24 protein-coding genes and 1 pseudogene are annotated in these 21,791 nt (G+C 70.7%); 9 read left to right on the forward strand and 16 right to left on the reverse strand.

The window, feature by feature from the left end; all coding sequences use genetic code 11:
* Positions 1-51 precede the first annotated feature (51 nt).
* Complete coding sequence (locus AB0N27_RS09010; protein ID WP_364365405.1) at positions 52-1,152, reverse strand: ionic transporter y4hA; 1,101 nt, start codon at positions 1,150-1,152, stop codon at positions 52-54.
* A 99-nt stretch (positions 1,153-1,251) separates the two neighbouring features.
* On the opposite strand from AB0N27_RS09010, the gene AB0N27_RS09015 reads away from it, so the two are divergent.
* A complete protein-coding gene (locus AB0N27_RS09015; protein WP_364365408.1) occupies positions 1,252-1,614 on the forward strand; it encodes a metalloregulator ArsR/SmtB family transcription factor in 363 nt (120 codons plus the stop codon).
* Positions 1,611-2,111 carry an SRPBCC family protein gene (locus AB0N27_RS09020; protein WP_364365411.1) on the forward strand — a complete coding sequence of 167 codons (501 nt, stop codon included), beginning with the start codon at positions 1,611-1,613 and terminating at the stop codon, positions 2,109-2,111. Before AB0N27_RS09015 ends, AB0N27_RS09020 begins: the two co-directional genes overlap by 4 nt.
* Positions 2,112-2,174: 63 nt before the next feature.
* Here the strand turns inward: AB0N27_RS09020 and AB0N27_RS09025 are convergent.
* Positions 2,175-2,396 (reverse strand): annotated as a pseudogene (locus tag AB0N27_RS09025) (uracil-DNA glycosylase family protein); the annotation flags it as partial.
* A gap of 74 nt (positions 2,397-2,470) precedes the next feature.
* On the opposite strand from AB0N27_RS09025, the gene AB0N27_RS09030 reads away from it, so the two are divergent.
* The gene (locus AB0N27_RS09030; protein ID WP_364365414.1) at positions 2,471-3,214 is read left to right on the forward strand and encodes a class I SAM-dependent methyltransferase; all 744 of its coding nucleotides are present in this window, start codon (positions 2,471-2,473) and stop codon (positions 3,212-3,214) included.
* Here AB0N27_RS09030 and AB0N27_RS09035 read toward each other — a convergent pair.
* From AB0N27_RS09035 to AB0N27_RS09045, 3 genes are all read right to left on the reverse strand, one after another.
* Positions 3,193-4,038 carry a phosphatase PAP2 family protein gene (locus tag AB0N27_RS09035; RefSeq protein ID WP_364365417.1) on the reverse strand — a complete coding sequence of 282 codons (846 nt, stop codon included), beginning with the start codon at positions 4,036-4,038 and terminating at the stop codon, positions 3,193-3,195. The genes AB0N27_RS09030 and AB0N27_RS09035 overlap by 22 nt on opposite strands.
* A gap of 176 nt (positions 4,039-4,214) precedes the next feature.
* Entirely contained in the window at positions 4,215-5,855 is a 1,641-nt protein-coding gene (locus AB0N27_RS09040) for an MDR family MFS transporter (RefSeq protein ID WP_364365420.1), read from the reverse strand.
* Positions 5,852-6,331, reverse strand: coding sequence for a MarR family winged helix-turn-helix transcriptional regulator (locus AB0N27_RS09045; RefSeq protein ID WP_364365423.1), 480 nt, complete (start codon positions 6,329-6,331; stop codon positions 5,852-5,854). Before AB0N27_RS09045 ends, AB0N27_RS09040 begins: the two co-directional genes overlap by 4 nt.
* Positions 6,332-6,439: 108 nt before the next feature.
* Between AB0N27_RS09045 and AB0N27_RS09050 the strand changes: the two genes are divergently transcribed.
* The 3 genes from AB0N27_RS09050 (at position 6,440) to AB0N27_RS09060 (ending at position 11,437) form a co-directional block, all read left to right on the forward strand.
* Positions 6,440-7,132 carry a TetR family transcriptional regulator gene (locus tag AB0N27_RS09050; protein WP_364365426.1) on the forward strand — a complete coding sequence of 231 codons (693 nt, stop codon included), beginning with the start codon at positions 6,440-6,442 and terminating at the stop codon, positions 7,130-7,132.
* 202 nt (positions 7,133-7,334) lie between these two features.
* A complete protein-coding gene (locus AB0N27_RS09055; RefSeq protein ID WP_364365429.1) occupies positions 7,335-8,519 on the forward strand; it encodes a ThuA domain-containing protein in 1,185 nt (394 codons plus the stop codon).
* Positions 8,520-8,605: 86 nt separating this feature from the next.
* Complete coding sequence (locus AB0N27_RS09060; protein ID WP_364365432.1) at positions 8,606-11,437, forward strand: PQQ-dependent sugar dehydrogenase; 2,832 nt, start codon at positions 8,606-8,608, stop codon at positions 11,435-11,437.
* 82 nt (positions 11,438-11,519) lie between these two features.
* Here AB0N27_RS09060 and AB0N27_RS09065 read toward each other — a convergent pair whose 3' ends face one another.
* The 3 genes from AB0N27_RS09065 to AB0N27_RS09075 all read right to left on the reverse strand — a co-directional run bounded on the left by AB0N27_RS09065 (position 11,520) and on the right by AB0N27_RS09075 (position 13,595).
* A complete protein-coding gene (locus AB0N27_RS09065; protein WP_364365435.1) occupies positions 11,520-12,464 on the reverse strand; it encodes an acyltransferase domain-containing protein in 945 nt (314 codons plus the stop codon).
* Positions 12,465-12,511: 47 nt separating this feature from the next.
* Positions 12,512-13,096: a hypothetical protein gene (locus tag AB0N27_RS09070; RefSeq protein WP_357990044.1), complete on the reverse strand. Its 585-nt coding sequence runs from the start codon at positions 13,094-13,096 to the stop codon at positions 12,512-12,514.
* A gap of 70 nt (positions 13,097-13,166) precedes the next feature.
* On the reverse strand, positions 13,167-13,595 hold the full coding sequence (locus AB0N27_RS09075; RefSeq protein ID WP_364365439.1) for a VOC family protein: 429 nt from the start codon (positions 13,593-13,595) through the stop codon (positions 13,167-13,169).
* Positions 13,596-13,716: 121 nt separating this feature from the next.
* Between AB0N27_RS09075 and AB0N27_RS09080 the strand changes: the two genes are divergently transcribed.
* Positions 13,717-14,628, forward strand: coding sequence for an NAD-dependent epimerase/dehydratase family protein (locus AB0N27_RS09080; protein ID WP_364365442.1), 912 nt, complete (start codon positions 13,717-13,719; stop codon positions 14,626-14,628).
* Between the two features lie 13 nt (positions 14,629-14,641).
* Here AB0N27_RS09080 and AB0N27_RS09085 read toward each other — a convergent pair whose 3' ends face one another.
* Positions 14,642-15,079, reverse strand: a complete 438-nt coding sequence (locus tag AB0N27_RS09085; protein WP_364365445.1) for a GNAT family N-acetyltransferase — start codon at positions 15,077-15,079, stop codon at positions 14,642-14,644.
* 9 nt (positions 15,080-15,088) lie between these two features.
* The gene (locus AB0N27_RS09090) at positions 15,089-15,985 is read right to left on the reverse strand and encodes a LysR substrate-binding domain-containing protein (protein ID WP_364365448.1); all 897 of its coding nucleotides are present in this window, start codon (positions 15,983-15,985) and stop codon (positions 15,089-15,091) included.
* A gap of 154 nt (positions 15,986-16,139) precedes the next feature.
* Between AB0N27_RS09090 and AB0N27_RS09095 the strand changes: the two genes are divergently transcribed.
* On the forward strand, positions 16,140-16,859 hold the full coding sequence (locus AB0N27_RS09095; protein ID WP_364365451.1) for an SDR family oxidoreductase: 720 nt from the start codon (positions 16,140-16,142) through the stop codon (positions 16,857-16,859).
* Positions 16,860-16,873: 14 nt separating this feature from the next.
* On the opposite strand, the gene AB0N27_RS09100 is transcribed toward AB0N27_RS09095, so the two are convergent.
* The 3 genes from AB0N27_RS09100 to AB0N27_RS09110 all read right to left on the reverse strand — a co-directional run bounded on the left by AB0N27_RS09100 (position 16,874) and on the right by AB0N27_RS09110 (position 18,477).
* On the reverse strand, positions 16,874-17,332 hold the full coding sequence (locus AB0N27_RS09100; RefSeq protein WP_364365454.1) for an SRPBCC family protein: 459 nt from the start codon (positions 17,330-17,332) through the stop codon (positions 16,874-16,876).
* 64 nt (positions 17,333-17,396) lie between these two features.
* Entirely contained in the window at positions 17,397-17,837 is a 441-nt protein-coding gene (locus tag AB0N27_RS09105) for a VOC family protein (protein ID WP_364365457.1), read from the reverse strand.
* A gap of 139 nt (positions 17,838-17,976) precedes the next feature.
* Positions 17,977-18,477 carry a hypothetical protein gene (locus tag AB0N27_RS09110; RefSeq protein ID WP_364365460.1) on the reverse strand — a complete coding sequence of 167 codons (501 nt, stop codon included), beginning with the start codon at positions 18,475-18,477 and terminating at the stop codon, positions 17,977-17,979.
* Positions 18,478-18,658: 181 nt separating this feature from the next.
* On the opposite strand from AB0N27_RS09110, the gene AB0N27_RS09115 reads away from it, so the two are divergent.
* A complete protein-coding gene (locus tag AB0N27_RS09115; protein ID WP_364365463.1) occupies positions 18,659-19,405 on the forward strand; it encodes an aminoglycoside phosphotransferase family protein in 747 nt (248 codons plus the stop codon).
* 158 nt (positions 19,406-19,563) lie between these two features.
* Here the strand turns inward: AB0N27_RS09115 and AB0N27_RS09120 are convergent, their stop codons facing one another.
* The 3 genes from AB0N27_RS09120 to AB0N27_RS09130 all read right to left on the reverse strand — a co-directional run bounded on the left by AB0N27_RS09120 (position 19,564) and on the right by AB0N27_RS09130 (position 21,511).
* The gene (locus AB0N27_RS09120; RefSeq protein ID WP_364365466.1) at positions 19,564-20,139 is read right to left on the reverse strand and encodes a hypothetical protein; all 576 of its coding nucleotides are present in this window, start codon (positions 20,137-20,139) and stop codon (positions 19,564-19,566) included.
* 211 nt (positions 20,140-20,350) lie between these two features.
* The gene (locus AB0N27_RS09125) at positions 20,351-20,842 is read right to left on the reverse strand and encodes a DinB family protein (protein ID WP_364365469.1); all 492 of its coding nucleotides are present in this window, start codon (positions 20,840-20,842) and stop codon (positions 20,351-20,353) included.
* Positions 20,843-21,064: 222 nt separating this feature from the next.
* Positions 21,065-21,511 carry a hypothetical protein gene (locus AB0N27_RS09130; RefSeq protein ID WP_364365472.1) on the reverse strand — a complete coding sequence of 149 codons (447 nt, stop codon included), beginning with the start codon at positions 21,509-21,511 and terminating at the stop codon, positions 21,065-21,067.
* Between the last annotated feature and the right edge of the window lie 280 nt (positions 21,512-21,791).

Consider the following 21,791-nt stretch of genomic DNA (forward strand, 5'->3'; position numbering starts at 1 on the left):
TCGTCGGCTGAGCCGGCGGTCAGGGGGCTGGGCGCCGTCGGCAGCTGGCGGTCAGGGGCTGGCGGCCAGGAAGACGAACGCGGCCAGCAGCACCAGGTGCACGCCGCCCTGCAACACGTTGGCCCGGCCGGGCACGACGGTCAGCACGGCCGTCACCGCGGTGAGCGCGAGCAGCGCGAGCTGGGTGCCGCCGAGGCCGAGCAGGAGCGGGCCCTCCAACCAGATCGAGGCGATCGCTATCACCGGGATGGTCAGGCCGATGCTTGCCATCGCGGAGCCGAGCGCGAGGTTCAGGCTTATCTGCACCCGGTCGCGGCGGGCGGCGCGCGCGGCGGCGAGGGTCTCGGGCAGCAGCACAAGCAGGGCGATGATCACACCGACGAACGCGTGCGGCAGGTTCGCCGCCGCCACGCCGGCCTCGATGGTAGGCGAGATGGTCTTGGCGTCGCCCACCACCGCGACCAGCGCCACCAGCAGCAGGCCCAGGCTGGCCAGCGCGGCGCGGGTGGTGGGCGGCTTGGCGTGCTCCTCGGTCTCGATGACCTCGCCCCGACTGTCGACAGGCAGGAAGTAGTCACGGTGCCGCCCGGTCTGCACGAGCACGAACAGTCCGTACAGGGCCAGCGAGGCGACGGCGGCGAAGGTGAGCTGGGCCGGGCTGAACTCCGGGCCGGGCCGGGCGGTGGTGAAGGTCGGGATGACCAGGCTCAGCGTGGCCAGGGTGATCACTGTCGCGAGGGCGCCGCCGGTGCCCTCGGGGTTGAACACCGCGACCCGCCGGCGCAACGCCCCGAGCAGCAGGGACAGACCGAGTATCCCGTTACAAGTGATCATGACGGCGGCGAAGACGGTGTCCCGGGCGAGTGACTGGGTCTTCTCCGGTCCGCTGATCATCAGCGTGACGATGAGGGCGACCTCGATCACGGTGACCGCGACGGCGAGCACCAGGGAGCCGTAGGGCTCCCCCACCCGGTGGGCGACGACCTCGGCGTGGTGCACGGCGGCGAGCACCGCCCCACCCAGCAGTGCGGCGACCACCACGACGACAGGACCGGGAAGTTCTCGTCCCCAGGTGACGAGCAGCATCAGTACCGCGAGCACGGGTACGGCGACGGTCCAGTCGGTCAGGCGGGATCGAAGCAGGGCTGGCATGCCGTCAAGAGTGCCAGGTCTCGTGATCATGTGCCCACAACGACGCAGCACGAAGAGCGACGACAGACCAATCCGTAACCCATAGGTTACGCTTTCGGGGTGGACGAGGTGGCCACCGCGATCGCGGACCCGGTACGACGGCGCATCCTCACCCTGTTGCGGGACGAACCACTGGCGGCCGGCGACATCGCCCAGCGGTTCACGATCAGCCGGCCCGCCATCAGCCGGCACCTGCGGGTGCTGCGCGAGAGCGGCCTGGTGCGCGACGAGCTGGTGGGTAGGCAGAGGATCTACCGGCTCGACCCGGGGCCACTCGCGCCGCTTGTCGACTGGCTCGCCGGGCTCGTCGCCACCGACAGGTGGGAGCGGCACCTCGACGCGTTGGAGACCGAGGTCTATCGAACCCGCCGAGAGCGTCGCAGTCGCGGCCCGGCGGAGCACCGAAGGGAGCACACGGCATGACTCGCACACCCGCCGGACGCCTGTTCCGCACCGCCACCGGCCACGATCTCGTCCTGACCCGTACGTTCCGCGCGCCGGCCGCCGACGTGTGGGCCAGCCTCACCGAGCCGGAGCGCACGGCCCGCTGGTTCGGCCCGTGGGAGGGCGACGCCGCACCCGGTCGGACCATCCGGGTCCAGATGGCGTACGAGGAGCAGCAGCCCTGGTGCGACATCCGCATCGACGCGTGTGAGCCAGGTCGCCGCCTGGCCGTGTCGACGACCGACGACTTCGGCACCTGGCTGCTGGAGCTGTCACTGACCGAGGCCGACGGCACCACCGAGCTGCGCTTCGTGCAGCACCTCGACACCGTGGAGGGCATCGGCGAGGTGGGCGCCGGCTGGGAGTACTACCTGGACCTGCTTGTCGCCTCGCGGGACGGCTCGTCCCGGCCCGAGTTCGACGAGTACCACCCGGCGATGCAGCCCTACTACCAGGAGCTGGCCGCCGCCGGCTAGCACGGGCCACGGCACCTAGGCGCCGGTCGCCTGCCGCAGCAACTCGCCGCCCTTCCACGAGCGCAGCTCACGGTCGGTGAAGCCGCCTCCGTGCAGCGCCGGCCAGAACCGGCTGCCCCGGCGGGCGAACGGCTCCCCCGCCGCCGCGGAGTACAGACCCGGGTTGAAACCGCAGAACAGCACCCGCAGGCCCGGGCCGATCACGTCCGGCAGGCCTCGCCCGACGGCCGCCGCGATCTCCCGACGGGTCGGTCGCCGCGCCGGCCCCGCACGCTCCGCGTCCACCCCACCGATCCTGCCGTACGGCGGGACGCCGGACCCGACGTGCGCCGCGGATCATGACTTGACACCCTCAACGGATGCAGGCAACCGACCACCTCGCCGCCAGCCGCTACGCGCGGATGCGCTGGAACACGCCCCTGTCCGAGGAGCACGCCGCGCTGCTGCTGCGCCGACTCGACGTACGACCCGGCGCGCGGGTGCTCGATCTGGGCTGCGGCTGGGGTGAGCTGCTGCTGCGGGCGGTCGCCGCCGGTGGCGTGTCGGGTCCGCTCGCCACCCGGGGCGTCGGTGTCGACACCGACGACGCCGCGCTCGCCAGGGGACGGCGGCTGGCCGCCGGCCGGTCCCTGAACCGGCACGTCGCCTTCGTGATGGGTGAGGCGGCGGCCTGGCAGGAGCCCGCCGACCGGGTCCTGTGCGTCGGGTCGGCGCACGCCTTCGGTGGCACCGGCGTCGCGCTGGACGCACTCGTCGACGTGGTCCGACCGGGAGGCCGGCTGCTGTTCGGCGACGCCTACTGGGAACACCCGCCGACCCCGCAGGTCGAGCAGATCTTCGGAACCGGGATCACGGAGCTGCCCGGCCTCGTCGAGGCCGCCCGGGAACGCGGCTGGCGGGTGCTGCACCTGAGCACCGCCGACCAGCGCGAGTGGGACGACTTCGAGTCCACCTGGCTCGCGGGACGGCAGGAGTGGCTGCTCACGTACCCGGAGGATCCCCGGGCGGCGCAGGTCCGCGCGGAACTCGACGACCGGCTGCGCCAGTACGTCGGCGGGTACCGCGGGGTCGTCGGTCTCGCCTACCTCGTCCTCGGTCGCTGACGGCCCCTGACACGTCGGGACCGAACGGCAGGTGACGGCGTTCTCACGAGGTCACAGGCGTCGGCTCGCCCGGGTGGGTGACCGGACGGCGCCTGCGGAGCGCGTACGCGCCGGCGGGGCCATCCGGCCGGGCACCGGGTCGGCGGGTGCGGTGGGCCGGTCGGCGGTGCGGGCCTGGGCAGGACGAGGCAGACGACGGCGAGCAACACGGCCGCGACGATGCCGTCGAACCAGTAGTGGTTGCCAGTGGTCACGACGACAAGCAGGGTGACGAGCGGGTGCGCCAGCCACAGCCACCGCAGGCGCCCGCCGGTCACCGCGATGAGCGCGACGGCTACGGCGAGAGCCCAGCCGACGTGCAGGGAGGGCATGGCGGCGTACTGGTTGCTCAACGCGTCCGTGTCGGGCGGGCCGTAGACGGCGGGCCCGTAACGGCTGCCGGTGTCCACCATGCCGGTCAGGGCGGTCAGTCGCGGCGGTGCCAGCGGGACCAGGAAGTGCAGCGCCAGTGCGGCAGCGGTGAGCCCGGCGAGCATGCGGCGCGTCCAGAGATAACGCACGGGGTGTCGGACGTACAGCCAGATCAGACAGATGGCCGTGGCGGGGAAGTGCACGTACGCGTAGTAGCCGTTGGCCAGGTGCACCAGCAGCTCGTGGGAGAGCAGGGGACGCTGGAAGGCTGCCTCGTCGGGCAGGTGGAACAGGCGCTCGGTCCGCCAGATCCACTCCCCGTTTCCCACAGCGGTCGGCCCTCGGTCGGCGCCCGCCACCCGCGCCGCCTTGTAGATGAGGAACAGTGCGGCGACGAGCCCGAGCTCACGCATGGCCCGGTGCAGTGCGGCGGTTCGCCGGGCGGGTGCCGCCGGACGCGCCGCTGGCAGCTCCGCGGTATCCACAGACCCCTCGATTCGGTGACGTTCGCTCGTGTCGGCGCTGGCTGGACAGACCGGGGCCGCCACCGTCCTCGGACGGCGGCGGCCCCGGGTCGGACGGCCCGACGTCAGCGTCGGGGGGTCCCGTCGGGCGTGCTGTCGGCGCGCACCTGGTCGAAGGCGGGGGCGCCGTCGATCGCGTCGGCACCGACTGCCGCCGACGTGGCGGCGTCCGGCAGGTCGAGGCTGGTCCGCAGGGTGATCGGCCTGAGCAGGAGCGCGGCGATGACGCCGACGACCCCGATCGCGGCGGAGATGAGGAAGATGTGCCCGGTGGCGTCGCCGTACGCGGCCCGGACGATCTCCTGGATCGGACCGGGCAGCGCGGTGATGTTGAGGTTGCTGCTGCCCTGCGAGCTGCCGGAGGTGGGGATCCCGGCGGCGGCGAGGTCGTGGGTGATCTGGTCGCTGACCCGGCGGGCGAGGACGGCGCCCAGCACGGAGACGCCGATGGTGCCCCCGAGCGACCGGAAGAACGCCACGCTGGAACTGGCCGCGCCGATGTCCTTGAGCGAGACCGTGTTCTGCACGGCGAGGACGAGGTTCTGCATGGTCATGCCGACGCCGACGCCGACTGTGAACATGGCGGCGCCGACCAGGACGAGCGACGTCTGGTGGTCGATGGTGCCGAGCAGGGCGAACCCGGCGACCAGCAGGATCGAGCCGACCACGATGTACGGCTTGATCTTGCCGCTCTTGGTGATCAGCCGGCCGGCGACGATCGAGGAGCCGAGGACACCCGCCATCATCGGGATGGTGAGCAGGCCTGCCTCCGTCGGGCTGTAACCGCGGCCGATCTGGAAGTACTGGCCGAGGAAGACGGCGCCTCCGAACATGGCCATGCCGACCGCGAGGCTGCCGAGGATGGCAAGCGCGGTGGTGTGCTGGCGCACGATGCCGAGCGGGACGACCGGCTCGGCGGCGCGCGACTCGACCCAGACCGCCAGCGCGAGCAGGACGAGCGTGCCGCCCACCATCGCCGCGGTCTGCCAGGAGACCCAGCCGAAGGAGCTGTCGACGAACGAGATCCAGATCAGCAGCAGGCTGACGCCGGCGGCGATCAGGCCGGCACCCAAGTAGTCGATCTTGACGTTCTCGCGCCGTACGGTCGGCAGGTGCAGGGTGGCCTGGAGCAGGAGCAGGGCGACTGCGGCCACCGGCACGCCGACGAAGAAGCACCAGCGCCAACCGAGCCAGGACGTGTCGACGATGAGGCCGCCGAGCAGCGGGCCGCCGACCGTCGCGACCGCCATGACGCCACCGAGGTAGCCGTTGTAGCGGCCCCGCTCGCGCGGCGGGATCATGGCCGCGATCGCTACCTGGACGAGCGCCTGCAGGCCACCGACCCCGATGCCCTGGAACGCGCGGGCGGCGATGAGCTGCCCCGCGCTCTGCGAGAAGCCGGCGACGACCGAGCCCAGCAGGAAGACCACGATGGCGATCTGGATGAGGGCCTTCTTGTTGAACAGGTCGGCCAGCTTGCCCCAGATCGGGGTGGTCGCCGTCGCGGTGAGCAGGGTCGCGGTGACCACCCAGGTGTACTGGGTCTGCGAGCCGTTCAGCGAACCGATGATCTTCGGCAGCGCGGTGGAGACGACAGTGCTGCTCAGCATCGCGACGAACAGCACCAGCAGCAGGCCACTGAGCGCTTCCAGTGTCCGCCGATGGGTCATCGGCTCAGCGCCGGCCGTGATGGTGGGTGCGCTCATCGCGCGGCCTCCAGGTTGTCGTTGTCGTTGTCGTTGTTTCCGAGGGCGACCTCGATGTCGCCGGCGAACCGGCCGAGGGCGGAGCTCAGCGCCGCCACCTCGCCGGGAGTCCAGTCGGCGAGCGCGCGTTCGAGCACGTCGCCGTACCAGCGGTGGCTGTCGGCCAGGGCGGCACGGCCGGCCGGGGTGACCGCTAGGAAGGTCGCCCGCTTGTCGGTCGGGTCCGGCCTCCGCTCGACCAGGCCGTGCGCGACGAGCGCCGCGACCGAGCGGCTGACTGTCGACGCGTCCAGCCGAGTCCGCTCGGCCAGGTCGCGGGCGTGGCAGTCGCTGGAGAGCTGGTCGATCTGCACGAGCATGCCGAGCATGCCCGGCGGGATGACCGGGCGTTCGTCGGCTCGGCGCTGCTTCAGCAGTCGAACGGTTCTGACCAGGTCGTACAGGCGAAGGCCGAGTTCCCGAGCGTCGCTTTTCACGTCTGCTCCCACAGGAGGTTGGTTGCCTCAAGCAAGCATTCACCGATCTTGCCCGTTAGGCAAGTTTGCTCATTGAGAAGTCGCTCACCCGCACGTACCCTCGGTGCGATGGACGTGACGACCGGCCTGCGGGAGCGCAAGAAGGCGGCCACCCGCCTCGCCCTGCACGAGGCGGCCCTGCGCCTCGCCGCCGACGAGGGCATCGACGCGGTGACGGTCGAGGCGATAGCGGACGCCGCGAACGTCTCCCGGCGGACCTTCTCCAACTACTTCTCCAGCAAGGAGCAGGCCCTCTTCCACGGCGACACCATGCGCCTGCACCGGCTGTTGCAGCTGATCCGGGAACAGCCCGTCGACGAGGAGCCGTGGACCGTCCTGAGCCGGGCGGCCGAGCGCCTCACCGAGGAGGTTTTCGGCGGTTCTGACGCTTCCTGGCTGACCCAGCGCCGCAAGCTGCGCGGGCACCCCGGCCTGGCCACACACCAGGTGGCGGCGTACGCCGCGATCGAGCGCGAGCTGGCCGCGGAACTCGCCCACCGGCTCACCGGCGACGACGTGGCACTGCGCTCCCGGGTCCTGGCCGCGACCTTCCTGGCCATCCTGCGGGTCGCCCTGCAGTACTGGATCGATCACCCGGGTGACCCGATGGCGGAGACGGTCCGGACCGCACTCCTCGCGGCCGCACCCGCGGCGACCGCCGGGGGCACCGGACAGGCAGCGGCCCCCGGCGCGCCGGCCTCCCAGGCTGAGGAGTCGCGGGACGCCGTCCAGTGGGTGGTAAGCCAACGGGCGCGGTCTTGACGCACCGCAGACATCGGAGGTTTACTGCGTCAGCGATACAAGTCGATGCGTCAGGTCCGTCCACACTGGCGGGTCGGGCTCGTCGCCTTCCCGCAGCACCTCAGCCGAGCATCGGCGGCCCGGCTTCCGCACCACCGCCACCGTGACCTCCGGCGTGCCCGTACGCACCGCCGGGGTCGACGCTCAGCTAAGGAGCACCCCCATGCGTTCCCGTCCACGACTGCTGGCGCTCGTCACCGGCCTCGCCGTGATGCTGGCCAGCCTGGTAGCCCTTCCCGCGCCGGCCTCGGCCGCGCCGCTGACCAAGGTCCTGGTATTCAGCAAGACCGCCGGTTTCCGGCACTCGTCCATCCCGAACGGCATCGCCGCGATCCAGCAACTCGGCTCGACCAACGGCTTCACCGTCACCGCCACCGAGGACGCCGCCCAGTTCACCACCTCCAACCTGGCCCAGTACCAGGCGGTGGTCTTCCTGTCGACGACCGGCGACGTGCTCGACGCCAGCCAGCAGACGGCCTTCGAGTCGTACATCGCCGCAGGTGGCGGGTACGTGGGCGTACACGCCGCCGCCGACACCGAGTACAGCTGGCCGTGGTACGGCTCGCTGGTCGGCGCCTGGTTCGACTCGCACCCGGCGATCCAGACCGCGACTGTGAAGATCGAGGACACGACAAACCCGTCGACCGCGCACCTCGGCACCACCTGGGTCCGCTCCGACGAGTGGTACAACTACCGCACCAACCCCCGCTCCAGCGCGCGGGTCCTGGCCAGCCTCGACGAGTCGTCGTACAGCGGCGGCACCATGAACGGCGACCACCCGATCACCTGGTGCAAGGCGTACGGCGGCGGGCGGGCGTGGTACACGGGCCTCGGGCACACCGAGGCGTCGTACACCGATCCGAACTTCACCCAGATGCTGCTCGGCGGCCTGCGCGTCGCGGCGGGCGCCGTGACTGCCGACTGCTCGCCCCGCACCACCACCCCGCCGCCCACCACCAGCGGCTCCACCCTGCGGGCCCGGGCCAACAACCAGTTCGTCAGCGCGCCCAACTCCACCACCCCGCTGATCGCCAACCGGGCCACCGCCGGCACCACCGAGCGGTTCGACCTGGTCGACCTCGGCAACGGCAACGTGGCGCTGCGCGCCAAGGGCAACGGCCAGTACGTCGCCGCCGAGAACGCCGGCGCCGCCGCGCTGATCGCCAACCGGGCCACCGCCGGCGCGTGGGAGACCTTCCAGCTGGTCCGTAACTCCGACGGCACGGTCAGCCTGCGGGCCACCGTGAACAGCCGCTACGTGGCAGCCGAGAACGCGGGCGCGTCCGCGCTGATCGCCAACCGGACCTCCATCGGGCAGTGGGAGAAGTTCGACCTCGTCACCAACTGACCGGGCACCGCTCCACCGCACGCCACCCTTCGCGGCCGTGGTGCGTGCCCGCACGCCCGGCCCCCGATCGTCGAGGAAGGACGATCATGCTCTCGTACCCCCGGCGCTGGTCCCGGGCCCTCGTCGCGGCGCTCACCGCCGCCGCGAGCGTGACCCTGGCCGTCGCCGCACCGTCCCCCGCCCAGGCGGTGGTCATTCCCGCCTCCGACTACCAGCAGGTCAAGCTCGCCACCGGCTCGGCGGAACTGGGCGAGGCCATGTCCCTGGCCGTCCTGCCCAACCGCTCGGTGCTGCACACCGCCCGCAACGGTGTCCTGCGGGTCACCGACGTGGCCGGCAACACCAAGGTCTCCGGCACCCTGTCCGTCTACACCCACGACGAGGAGGGGTTGCAGGGCGTCGCCGTCGACCCCAACTTCGCCACCAACAGGTGGATCTACCTGTACTACTCCCCCACGTTGAGCACCCCGTCCGGGGACGCCCCGACCACCGGATCGCAGTCCGACTGGGACCGGTGGAAGGGGCACCTGCGGCTGTCCCGGTTCACCCTCAACAGCGACGACACGCTCAACCTCGGCAGCGAGAAGATCGTGCTCCAGGTCGCGAACGACCGGGGGCAGTGCTGCCACGTGGGCGGTGACCTGGACTTCGACGCCGCCGGCAACCTGTACCTGACCACCGGCGACGACACCAACCCGTTCGAGTCCTCCGGGTACGCGCCGCTCGACGAGCGGACCAACCGCAACCCGCAGTTCGACGCCCAGCGCTCGGCGGGCAACACCAACGACCTGCGCGGCAAGGTGCTGCGGATCAAGCCGCAGGCGGACGGCACGTACACGATCCCGTCGGGCAACCTGTTCGCGCCCGGCACCGCCAACACCCGCCCGGAGATCTACGCGATGGGTATGCGCAACCCGTTCCGGATGAGCGTGGACAAGGCGACAGGCGTCGTCTACGTCGGCGACTACGGCCCGGACGCGGGGAGCACCAACTCCAGCCGGGGTCCGTCGGGTCAGGTGGAGTTCAACCGCATCACGGCACCCGGCAACTTCGGCTGGCCGTACTGCACAGGCAGCAACACGAGCACGGAAACATACAATGAATACACGTTCCCGTCCGGGCCGTCGCAGTCGAAGTACAACTGCACGGGCGGGCCGACGAACAACTCGTTCCGCAACACCGGGCTCGGCACGCTGCCCGCGGCGAAGCCGGCCTGGATCAAGTACGCGGGCGACTCCGGCTCACCGTCGGAGTTCGGCAGCGGCTCCGAGTCGCCGATGGCCGGGCCGGTCTACCGGTACGACGCGTCGCTCAACTCCAGCATCAAGTTCCCGGCCTCGCTGAACGGCCAGTTCTTCGCCGGCGAGTACGGCCGCCGCTGGATCAAGCCCATCGCCGTCAACGCCGACGGGACGCGCGGGGAGATCTCCAGCTTCCCGTGGAGCGGCACCCAGGTCATGGACATGGCCTTCGGCCCCGACGGCGCCCTGTACGTGCTGGACTACGGCACCGGCTCGAACAACCAGGCGCTGTTCCGGATCGAGTACATCGGCGGCGGCAACCGCAGCCCCATCGCCGTCGCGTCGGCGAACCCGACATCCGGGGCCAACCCGCTGACCGTCACCTTCTCCTCGGCCGGCAGCTCCGACCCCGAGGGTGGCGCGCTGAGCTACCTGTGGACGTTCGGCGACGGCACCACGTCGACAGCGGCGAACCCCACGAAGACGTACACCACGAACGGCACGTACTCCCCCACGTTGAAGGTCACCGACCCGACCGGCCTGTCCGGCACGGCGAGCCTGGTCATCACCGTGGGCAACACGGCTCCGACGGTGACGCTCACCGCGCCCGCCGACGGGCAGCTGTTCAGCTTCGGTGACACCGTGCCGTACCAGATCAGCGTCAGCGACCCGCAGGACGGCACGATCGACTGTTCCAAGGTCAGCCTGACGTACGCGCTGGGCCACGACAGTCACGCCCACCAGATCACCTCGAAGAACGGGTGCAGCGGCTCGATCACCGTCCCGACCGACGGGGAACACGACTCGGCGGCCAACATCTACGGGGTCTTCGACGCCGCGTACACCGACAACGGTGGGCTCACCACGCACAGCATCCGGACGTTGCAGCCGACGCACCGCCAGGGTGAGCACTTCGGCGCCCAGTCGGGTGTCCAGGCCACCGACCACACGAGCGCCGAGGGTGGCCGCACCGCCGGGTTCATCGAGAACAACGACTGGATCTCGTACCAGCCGTACAACCTGGCCAACGCCAACCGCGTCACCGTGCGGGCGTCGTCGGCAGGTGCCGGAGGCACCGTCGAGGTACGGGCCGGTTCGGCGACCGGCACGCTGCTGGGCACCGTCACGGTGCCGGTGACCGGGAACTGGGAGGCCTTCACCGAGGTGTCCGGCGCCATCAACAACCCGCCCGCCGCGACGACCACGCTGTACCTGGTGTTCAAGGGCGGGTCCGGGTACCTGTTCGACGTCGACGCGTTCACCTTCACCACGGGCACCAGCACCCCGCCGACCGGTGGGATCACCCTGCGGGCGCAGGTGAACAGCCAGTACGTGTCGGCCGTCGGCACGAACCCGCTGATCGCCAACAAGGCCACTGTCACCTCGACCGAGCAGTTCGACCGGGTGGACGCCGGCAACGGCACCATCGCCCTGCGGTCGCGTGCCAACGGGCTGTACGTCTGCGCCGAGAACGCCGGCGCGGAACCGCTCGTCGCGAACCGCGAGGCCATCGGAGCGTGGGAGACCTTCCAGCTCATCACGAACTCCGACGGGACGGTCAGCCTGCGCGCCACTGTCAACAACCAGATCGTGGCCGCCGAGAACGCCGGTGCGGGATCTCTGATCGCCAACCGCACCACTGTCGGCGCCTGGGAAAGGTTCACGCTCACCGGTTGACGCGGGTGGTGGGTCCGGCCCGACCTGGTCGGGCGGCCGGGCCGGACCCACCGAACCCGTCGGCTGTCGCCGTGGCGGGCGGCTAGATCGGGAAGCGGCCGTGCCGCCACTGCCAGTGGCGGCCGGCCTTCAGGTGGTCGACGACCGCGCGTTCCAGCACGGTACGGCGGGGCAGCTCGTCGAGCGGAGTGCTCAGGGTACGGAACACGAAGCGCAGCACCTCGACGTCGGCGTCCGGCCCCTCCTTCTCGTCGTAGGGCGTCAGCTCGAACCGCCGCTGGAACCGAGCGATGTTGGAGTCCGCCGGCAGATATTCCAGCAACTGCGGGTCGAGCAGCCACGAGCCGCAGGAGAACTCCTCGTAGCGCTCGTCGGGAAAGTGGCGGGGGAAGAACGCGCGGGCCTCGTCGAGCGACGCGTCGATCGCGTCGGGGGTCAACGGCCCCGCATCAGGGATGTGCAGGGCGAGGGTGGCGCCGCCACGGTGGTGCTGCAACCGGCCCAGCTCGTAGACGCTGCCGCGCACGTGCAGCGTCAGCCAACTCTGCATGACCGGCCAGCCCTCGCCGCGCATCCGCCTGTCGACGGCGAGGTTGCGGCCCAGATCCGCGAGGCTGAGCCACGACACCGCGTCGGGGATGTCGTGGTCGCGGTGGTACGCCCGGGCGACGTCGACCAGGGCCAGGTACGCGTACACGTAGAGGTGCCGCCAGGCGGGACCCCGGTCACGGGGCAGCTCCGGACCGGGCGGCAGCCAGTCCGCACCCCCGAGATCGGCGCGGACCAGCGCGATCGAGCGGTCGAGCAGCCAGCGCAGCTCGGGCGTCCACAGCGGAGAGTCGGCGTCGGGCCAGCCCGCCATGATCTCGGCGGCGTCGTCAGGTGGCACGGCGAGCCGGTCGAGAATCGCGGGCGCGTCGGCCCGGGCGGGAAGCGGAGCCGACGGCCGGTCGCCGGCGAGCTGGTGCACCCGCTCGACGTCCTCGACGGGCACGCCGAGTCGGGCGGCGGTGTCATGCAGATCCACGTCGCCGACCCTACCGGCGCGGGCGTGGCCGGTGGGTGCCCGGGATTTCAGGAGTCGGCCGGCACCCCGGCGTCGAGCTGGCCGATCATCGGCGCGAGAAGGTCGTTGAGTTCCCGGGCCAGCACCACGACCGCCCGTCGTGCCGCGGAGGTGACGTCGTCGTCCGGACCGGCGGGTGCCGGCGGCAGGTCGTCGAGCGGGACCGGCGCCTCCACCTGGAGCAGGGCGCGCAGATGGGGGCGGCGCGTGTGGTCCTGCTCGGTGGGCGTGGTGAACTGCCCGAACAGCTGGGGCCAGTCGTGCCAGCCCCGGTCGCGCTGCCACTGCCTGGTCCAGGTCAACTCGGCAGGCCAGCGGGACGCCACGGTCACCGCGCAGACCATGCTGCCGTCCCACGGGCTGCGCGCGCAGGACGCCGAGATGATCCGCCGGTGCCAGCGGACGAACCCGGGCGACAGCTCGCTGGCCACCCGCCAGGCCGTCGCCGCGAACGCGACGGGCGCGATATCGTCCCACGTGTCGGCGAACTCGTCGATCCGCCGAAGCACCTCGGCCTCGTACCGGCCCCGCCCGCCGTCGCCGTGCTCGCGGTCGAACTGCTCGTCCACCCAGAAGGCGCGCGGCTCAGGCATCCTCGACCCCGTTTCACGGCGATGGTGTCCACCACAGTCGAACCTATGCCATCTGCGGGGACGCGGACGACTACCCCACGAAAATGCAGAACGGGTGACCGGCCGGGTCGGCGTACACGCGCAGCGGCTCGTCGGGGTCCTCGATGCGGTCGTACCGCAGCCGGCCGCCGAGGCGTAGCACGCGCTCGTGCTGGACCAGCAACTCCTCGACGGATCCCACTGTCATGTCCAGATGCAGCTGCTGCGGCACGTCGTTCTTCGGCCACGTCGCCTCCGGCAGGTGGTCGACCTGCTGGAACGCCATCTGCGGGCCACCGCCGGGAGACCTCAGCACCAGCCAGTCCCGACCACGCTCGTCGGGTTGCCCGTCCGCCGGCGGCTCGTCGCCGGGCCGGTAGACGAAGCCCATCAGCTGTCGGTAGAACTCGGCCGACTCCCTCGCGTCGGTGCAGTCGAGCACCACGGAACAGAGCTTGGGCACGCTCTCCTGGTCGACCATCCTCGATCACCTCCGGACGCCATTCTGGCCGCGTCGGGCCGCCGCCGCATCCGCAGCGGCTCCGTCCGGCGGCGACGATCGTGACTTGACAAGCAACCGGCTCCGCAGTGGACGATTCGACGTGCGAATTCTCGTGGTGGGCGGCAGCGGTCTGATCGGCGCGCACGTCGTGGACGTACTGCGCGAACGCGGCCACGCCGCGACCACAGTGGCACGCACCGCCCGGCCAGGTGTCGATCACCTGATGGATGTCGACTCCGCGGCGGTCGAGGACCTGCGACAGTTGCTCGCGGGCCACGACGGCGTCGTGTACGCCACCCGCACCGACGAGCAGCGCCCGCTGCCCAAGCCGATCTATCCGCGGTTCCGCCGCGACAACGTCGACCCGGTGGTGCGCCTTCTCACCGCCGCCCGCGAGGAGGGTCTCACCCGGGGCGTGCTGATGGGCTCGTACTACACCTACTTCGACAGGCTGCGTCCGCAGTGGCGGCTCACCGAACGTCACACGTACATCAGGTGCCGGGTCGAGCAGGCGCGCGAGGGTCGGGCGGCGGCCGGCGACGACCTGCCTGTCGCCGTCCTCGAACTGCCCTTCGTCTTCGGCCGGGCCGGCGACCGGCTCCCGAACTGGGCGGGCCCGCTGGACCGGTGGGCGCGCTCGCGTACCCCCTTGGTCGCCCCCACCGGCGGGACCGCCGCCGCCTCGGCGCGCAGCGTGGCCGAGATCGCCGTGGACGCCCTGGAACAGGGCCGTGGCGACGACATTCCGGTGGCCGACGAGAACCTCACCTGGGACGACATGATCGGGCGTATCGCCGAGGCGGTCGGTCGACGCCGCCGGGTGTCCCGCCTGCCGTCCGGCGCGGCGAAGGCCGCCCTGCGCTTCGGCGGCGCGCTCCAGGGCCTCGGGGGCAAGGAGTCCGGCATCAACCCCAGCCACCTCGCCGACCTCCTGCTGGCCGACCTGTTCGTCGAGCCGACGACCGGTCGGTCCCTGGACCCGGCGCTGCGCGAGACCTTCCCCGCCACCTAGCCGCGCGGTGCCGTCACGACGGACGCGCCAGGTACGCGGTCTTCGCGTCGGGCGAGAAACCGCAGGCCCGGTAGAAGGCGTGCGTCGACGGCGTGCGCGAACCCGTCATCAGCATCGCCTTGTAGCAGCCGGCATCCCACGCGGCCTGGAGCGTGCCGGCCATGATCTGCCTGCCCAGACCGGTCCCCCGACGCGACTCCTCCACGACGACGTTCTCGATGACCGCGTACGGCGACGCCGACCGGCTGAGGTTCGGGATCACGTTGAGGTACGTCGTGGCGACCACGACCCCGTCCAGTTCGAGGACGAAGAGACGCAGCCCCGGCGTGCTCAGGATCTGCTGGAAGGCCGCCGCGTCGGATCCGTCGTCGAGCACCGGATCGTCCGGGTTGAGCTGGCGGTAGAGGCGGATGATCTGCTCGAAATCGTCGGACCCGGCCTCGCGGAACATGCCCGGAGCCTAACCCCCGGACTCGCCCGGCGAGAGCCCCGCGGCCCGGGCCTGCCGGACGGCGATGTCCACGAACTCGTCCACCAGGGGCGACTGGTTGTCCTCTGACCACGCCAGGCAGACCTGGTTGTGCCCGAGGTCGGCGACGGGCACGTGCACGACGTCGGGCCTGGTGTAGAACGCCGCCGTCGACAGGGGCAGGATCGCCATCCCGGCGTACGCCGCGACGTGCTCCAACTTCTCCTCGACGGAGTTCAGCTCCGGCCGGGGACGGGGATCGGGGTCCGTCGGACGGTTCGGCAGGTCCCGCCATTCCGGCACCGCGTCCGGGTCCTGAAGGAGCCGTTCCTCGCCCAGGTCGGCGAGGTCGACCGACTCCTTGCCGGCCAGGCGGTGATCCCTGGGCAGGACCACGACGCGGGGTTCGGTGAACAGGGGACGGAGCCGAAGGCCGCGGTGGTCGACGGGGAGCCGTACGTAGCTGACGTCGGCCCGCCCTTCGCGGACCACCTCGACCTGGTCGTTCCAGGACGTACGGACCACTGCGACGGACAGGTCGGGGTGCAGCCGGGCGATGGCCCGGGCCTCGGCGGTAACGATGATGCCGGGCATGAACGCGATGGTGAACGTCGGCCGGCCGTGCGCGGCCCGGTGCACCCGCCGACGCAGCGCCTCGGCCGAGGCGAGCAAGGGTCGGGCGTCGACAAGCAGTTGGCGGCCCGCCTCGGTGAGCACGGTGGAGCGGCGGTCCCGCAGGAACAGTTCGGCGCGCAGTTCGTGCTCCAGGGCCCGGATCTGGCGCGACAGAACCGGCTGGGCGATGCGCAGCCTCGTGGCCGCCCGCCCGAAGTGCAACTCCTCGGCCACCGCCACGAAGTAGCGGAGCTTGCGCAGATCCACGTCCATCCGGCCCCCGTCCGGTCGGTCCCACGATACTCGCGGGAGGCGGCCTCGGTGATGCTCAACGGGCATCACAGGAGGTGAAAGAGGTTTTGGACGCGGGGGTTGCGGACGGAGCACGGTGGTAGCCGTCTCCACCACACCTCGGAAGGACACGATCATGACTCTCACCGACAAGCGCGTCGTCCTGCTCGGCGGGACCTCGGGAATCGGACTCGCCACCGCCTCGCTGGCGGCTCGCGAGGGCGCCCAGGTCGTCGTCGCCTCCCGCAACCAGCGCAGCGTCGACCGCGCCCTGGCGACCCTGCCGACAGGCACCCAGGGGTACGCCGCCGACCTCACCGACCCGGCCGACGTGGCCCGGCTGTTCGAGGGCCTCGGCCCGTTCGACCACCTCGTCTACACCGCTGGCGAACCCCTCGCGCTGATGTCCGTCGACGCCCTCGACCTCGCCGCGGCCCGTGCCGCCTTCGAACTGCGCTACTTCGGCTCCCTGGCGGCGGTCAACGCGGCACTGCCGTACCTGCGGCCCGGCGGCTCGATCACCCTCACCACCGGCACCGCCAACCACCGGCCGAGCACCGGCTGGTCGGTGGCGGCAAGCATCACCGGAGCGATCGACGCGCTGGTCCGTGCCCTCGCCGTCGAACTCGCCCCGATCCGGGTGAACGCCGTCTCCGCCGGCGTGATCCGCTCACCGCTGTGGGACTCGCTGCCCCAGGAGACCCGGGAGCAGATGTACGCCCAGCTCAGCGAGTCGCTTCCGCTTCGCCGGGTCGGCGAGCCAAACGAGGTCGCCGAGGCGTTCGGCTACCTGCTGCGGGCGACGTACGCCACAGGCACTGTGGTGACGGTCGACGGCGGCACACTGATTTCCTGACTCCGCGACGGCGGCTACAACCGCATCCTCTGCCAGTTACGGAACACGAATCGGTGCACCGATTTCAGCCCGACCCACAGGGCCGGATAGAGAGCCGCCCGGCCGAACCCGCTGACTGTCACCGTCGTGGTCCGGGTGACCTGTGTGCCGCTCCCCGCCGGGACCAGTTCGAACAGATCCCCGAGCCGGTCCACGAAGCGGTGGAAGCCAAGGTCCGTCGACTCCATGCGGAACGCCAACCGGGTCGGTGGCTCCCACGTCGTGATCCGCTGCCGCACCACGCCCTGTTCCGAGACGCACTGCCGGGCGGCGCCCACCTCGCCGGGGCCGTCCGGCAGGCGGCACGTCGTCGGCCGAGGGGTGCCCAGGTAGAACACCGGACACCGGGGTTGAAGTTCGAGGCGCGAGTCGCACAACGCCGGCCACAGCACCTCGGGCGGGTGGGGCATCGTCCAGCGCGTCCGCACCATCATGCCCGTCACGGTAGTCCGGATGCCGACTGTGCACGGCCCCGTGAACGGTCGGCGTGGGCGGCCCTCAGCGAAGCTGTTCGGCCAGTCCGACGATGATGCCCTCGGGGCCCCGGACGTAGCAGAGCCGGAAGATGTCCTCGTACCGCTCCAGGGCGCCGACGAGTTCGGCGCCGTGCGCCCGCAGCCGCGCGACGACGTCCTCGATGTCGTCGACGGCGAACATGACGCGGCGGATGCCCAGCGTGTTCGCCGGCGCGTCCCTCGGCTCGGGGCTGATCGCCCTCGGCGTGTGGAACATGGCCAGCTCGACCTTGCCGTGGCCGTCCGGGGTCCGCAGCATCGCGACCTCCTGGCGGACGTCGTCGATCCCGATGACCCGCTCCACCCACCGCCCCTCGACCGGCCCTCGGCTCTCCACCTCCATGCCGAGCGCGACGAAGAACGCGATGACAGCGTCGAGGTCCTCGACGACGATGAGGACGTTGTCCATCCGCTGGATCGCCATGCTGGATCTCCTTGTCCGGTACGACCACCGTGGCCGAATCCACCCCTGGGACGGAGCCCGCACCCCGTTCTCGACATCCGTTCACCCACAACGCGGCCCGGCCACATGGTAGGTGGCCGGGCTTTGTCGTCTCGGGAGATCACGCCGCTCGCCACCGTTTTCTGGAGTCCGTAGCGGTGGTCGTGCACACCATCGGCTTACCGGTCTTCGTCACGCCACGCGCGCCCTGCCTGGAGCAGAACGCCCCGGGACGCACTGTCGGAGCAGACGGCGGTTTCGGTTTCGCGGTGGTCGGCTTCGGCTTCGGTCTGCTGATCGTCGGCTTGGCGGCCGGCCGGGACGGCGGCTTGCTGCTGGTGCGCTGCGGAGCAGGTGTGGGGCTCAGCACGGGCGCGGGAGTTGGGGACGCCAGCGCACTCGTTGTGGGGCCGACGCCGGCGGTGGTGGGCGCGCTCTCGACGAGACGATCGCCGGCAATCGAGGCGGTCGCTGTGGCCGCCGCGACGGGCTTCTCGTCGCCGTTGTCATCGGTGAGCGCCCCAATAGTGCCGACACCGCAGCACAGTAAGACGCAAATAGCCGCGGCGATACCGACGGCACCGGCATTGCCGATCTTCTTCTTACCGGAATAGGTGGTCACCCACCGGAGTGTGCGTGACAACGATTGCGCGGAGACACCACCGATCGGAGGCAGTTGGACCCCGACGAAACAGGGGTGGGCCACCGCAGGATCCCCGTCAACGCCCGATTATCGACGGTCATCGGCTGGCCGTCCGCAAACTCCGGCGACATCGACTGCCATTCCCACCAGGATGGTCGGTATGGACGAGGTGGAAGTCGTCGTCGCCCACAGCCAGCGCGTGACGCTGCGCGTCGGTGACGTGTTCCTGAAGGTCGACGGCGACCCGGCGCACGCCGACGTCGAGGCGCGGGCGATGGCCGTGGCGCCGGTCCCGACCCCGGCGGTCCTCTGGCGCGAGCCGCCCGTACTCGCGATCGCCGCCGTACCCGGAAAGGCTCTCGGCCTCCTCGGCGAACCCTCGGCCGCGTCCCCGGCGGCATGGGCGGCGGCGGGCGCCGCCATACGACGGCTGCACGACGCTCCGCTGCCTCCGTGGCCCGGACGCGGGCTCGACGACCTGGCGACGGAACTCGACAGCGAGTGCGCGTGGCTGCTCGCCAACGCCGTCCTGCCCGCCGAGGTGATCCGGCGCAACCGGGAGATCGCCGAGGCCGCACTCCGGCCGTGGAAATCGGTGTTCATCCACGGCGACCTGCAGATCACCCACGTCTTCGTCGACGGCGACGAGGTCACCGGCGTCATCGACTGGTCCGAGGCCGCCCCCGGTGACGCGATGTTCGACCTCGCCACCCTGACGCTCGGGCACGAGGAACGCCTGGACGACCTGCTCGCCGGCTACGGCGTCGACGCGGACCGGGACGTGATCCGCGCCTGGTGGTCAGTGCGCAGCCTGGTGGCGTCGCGGTGGCTGATCGAGCACGGCTTCGATCCAGACGCGCCGGGTTGCGAGTTCGACGTCCTCAGAGCGCGAATGCGGGAACCCTGAGAGTCGCGCCACGGTGATCACCCGCACCCCGACAGGATGCCGCGAGCTGGAGAACCTGCTTGAGGGCCCGCCGCTCGAGGGCGTGAGGACATCACTCAGGCCCGCCGACCAGCGAGGGCAGCCGCAACGATCCCGGGCATACCGCTGCCGTACGGCCGTTACGAACGGATCAGATCGTGGGCCCGCGCGAGGTCGTCACCCCAGGGCATGGTGTGGTCACGCTCGAACGCCCGATACAGCCGGTCGCGGACCGTCTCTCGGCGCAGCCAGGCGGCCAGTGTGGTCACTCTCCTATCCGCGAAGTTGAGTGCGTTCACCGCGTCGGCCAGGTGGCGATCCGCCGTCGAGTTGAGCGTGACGTCCCAGATGTCGAGGAATCGCGTGACGTCCTCGCCGCCGGCGCCGACCGCGTCGAGGAAGGTGGCCGGGTCGAGGAACGACCCGACCTGTGACGGGTACGTCCCCAGCAAGGACCGCCACACCGCATCGAGGTAGCCGTCAATGGCCTCCTGCTCGGCTTGGGGCCAGGTGCGCCACTCTTCGCGAGGCAGCTTGCCCAAGACGATCGCCGGTTCGAGTTCCGTCGAGGTGACCATGCGCTCCAGCAGCAGAGGCAGCAGACTCTTCAGGTCGTCCCGGTTGCCGACCGTATTGCCGAGGCTGACGGTCAAAGAGAACAGGTTGTGGTCGGCGACCCGCACCTGCCCCCGGCAGTGCGGGCAGCCATCGAACACCGCCCTCTCCGGGTACCGGACGAACGCCTCCCGGAGTCGCGCCACCGCCGACATCACGTCGCTGTCCACCGGGCGATCCTCCCATCCCGCACCGGCACGGATCTGCTACCTCCTCTTCGCCCTGAAGGAACGACTACCGGTCTACGAGCTGCATTGGCTACCAGGGTGAGCTGGTCCGAGCGGTCAACCACCGTCCGTACTGTGGCGTTGATCAGCGTGGGCCCAGCCCGGTGCGCCCGTCGATGAGCTCGCGCACGACGTCCAGGTGACCGGCGTGCCGGGCCGTCTCCTCGATGACGTGCAGGACGATCCGCCGCAGGTCGGTGGTCTGCGACGCCAGCGGCTCCTCCGGGTGTCGGGCCACCGGGGCCGCCGCCAACGAAGCCCCGGCGATGATCGCGTCCGAGATCCGGCACTGGTCACTGTAGAAACCGAAGACCTGCGCCGGCGATCGAGACGTGATCAGCGGGGTGTTGTCGTCCGGCCAGGGCAACGGCTCGGCCGCACCACGAAAGACCTCCTGGAACCAGTGGCGCTCGGCGTACCCCAGGTGCTCCACCAGCCCGAGCGGCGACCACCCGGACGGTAGGACGGACTTTCGCAACGAGGTCTCATCCAGGTCCGCCAGGATGGCGCGGACGCAGGCACGCTGACACGCGAGGAACTCACACAGCGCGGCCTTCTCCGTATCGGTCGTCAGCACGCCGGCAGCGTAACGGCCGACACCGACAACGCGGGCAATCGGTTTGTCCCCCGACAACTGATCTGCGACATGCGCGCGGATCGGCTACCTATCAACTAGTGGTACGACCACGATCACGCCGACGGTGATGCAAGAGATCTGGCGAAGTGGGCTCAGCTCCTGCATCCGCTGGCGGCCACGCTGAATAACTACCCGGATCCCAGGTCGGCCCGCCCTAGGCGGTCAGGCGCATCGGTACCAGTCGTCGAGGTCGGCGGCGTAGCGTTCAGCGTCGTAGGACTCCTCCAGCCAAGCGATCTCGTCGAGGATTTCACGGGCCTCATCGGTACCCAGCGCCGTGAAGTACTCCTTCGTCCGGGCCACGCCCGCACCGAGCATCAGCTGACCGTCGATGGCGCCGGTGGCGTCCATACTCGTCCGACGTGCGCGACGAACCAACACTGCGTCTTCGACCGCACCACCATGCCAGAGTTGCGCTGCGCAAATCCGCATCAGGTGCGTGTTGCCGGGGACGGTGCCCTCTCCAGAGTATGTGTCAGCCTCGTGCCGGGTTTCGCGAATGAGAATTTCCCGGACCGCCGGGAGCACGTCGGCGACGACGCGCAGGCCGTGGGTGGCTAAGTACTGGTCGGCGTCCCGCTCGTACTGGTCATAGATGTCCATCCCCATTCGCTCTGTGTACCAGAGCGGGCGCACCAGGCGCGCAGGCGTCCAGCTCAAGTTGGAGAGTCCGCTACCGCGTCGGTGAAACGACGTTCAGGCTGACCGACCCGTCACTGTGGAACGACCCGGTGGGCCTGTCGAGGAAGCGCTTACCATCTACGAAGGCGCGCGTGCGATCAGCGACGGGCCTTAAGGGCAAGATGGACGGCCGTGGGCTCGCTGAGACAGAGGCGCGCCAGCGGAGCGACGGACGCGCGTCCAGGCGGCGGCGCGTGCGGCCCGTTCA

Origin of the sequence: Micromonospora sp. NPDC093244 (assembly GCF_040683695.1) — a bacterium.
In the GTDB taxonomy this organism is placed as follows: Bacteria; Actinomycetota; Actinomycetes; order Mycobacteriales; family Micromonosporaceae; genus Micromonospora.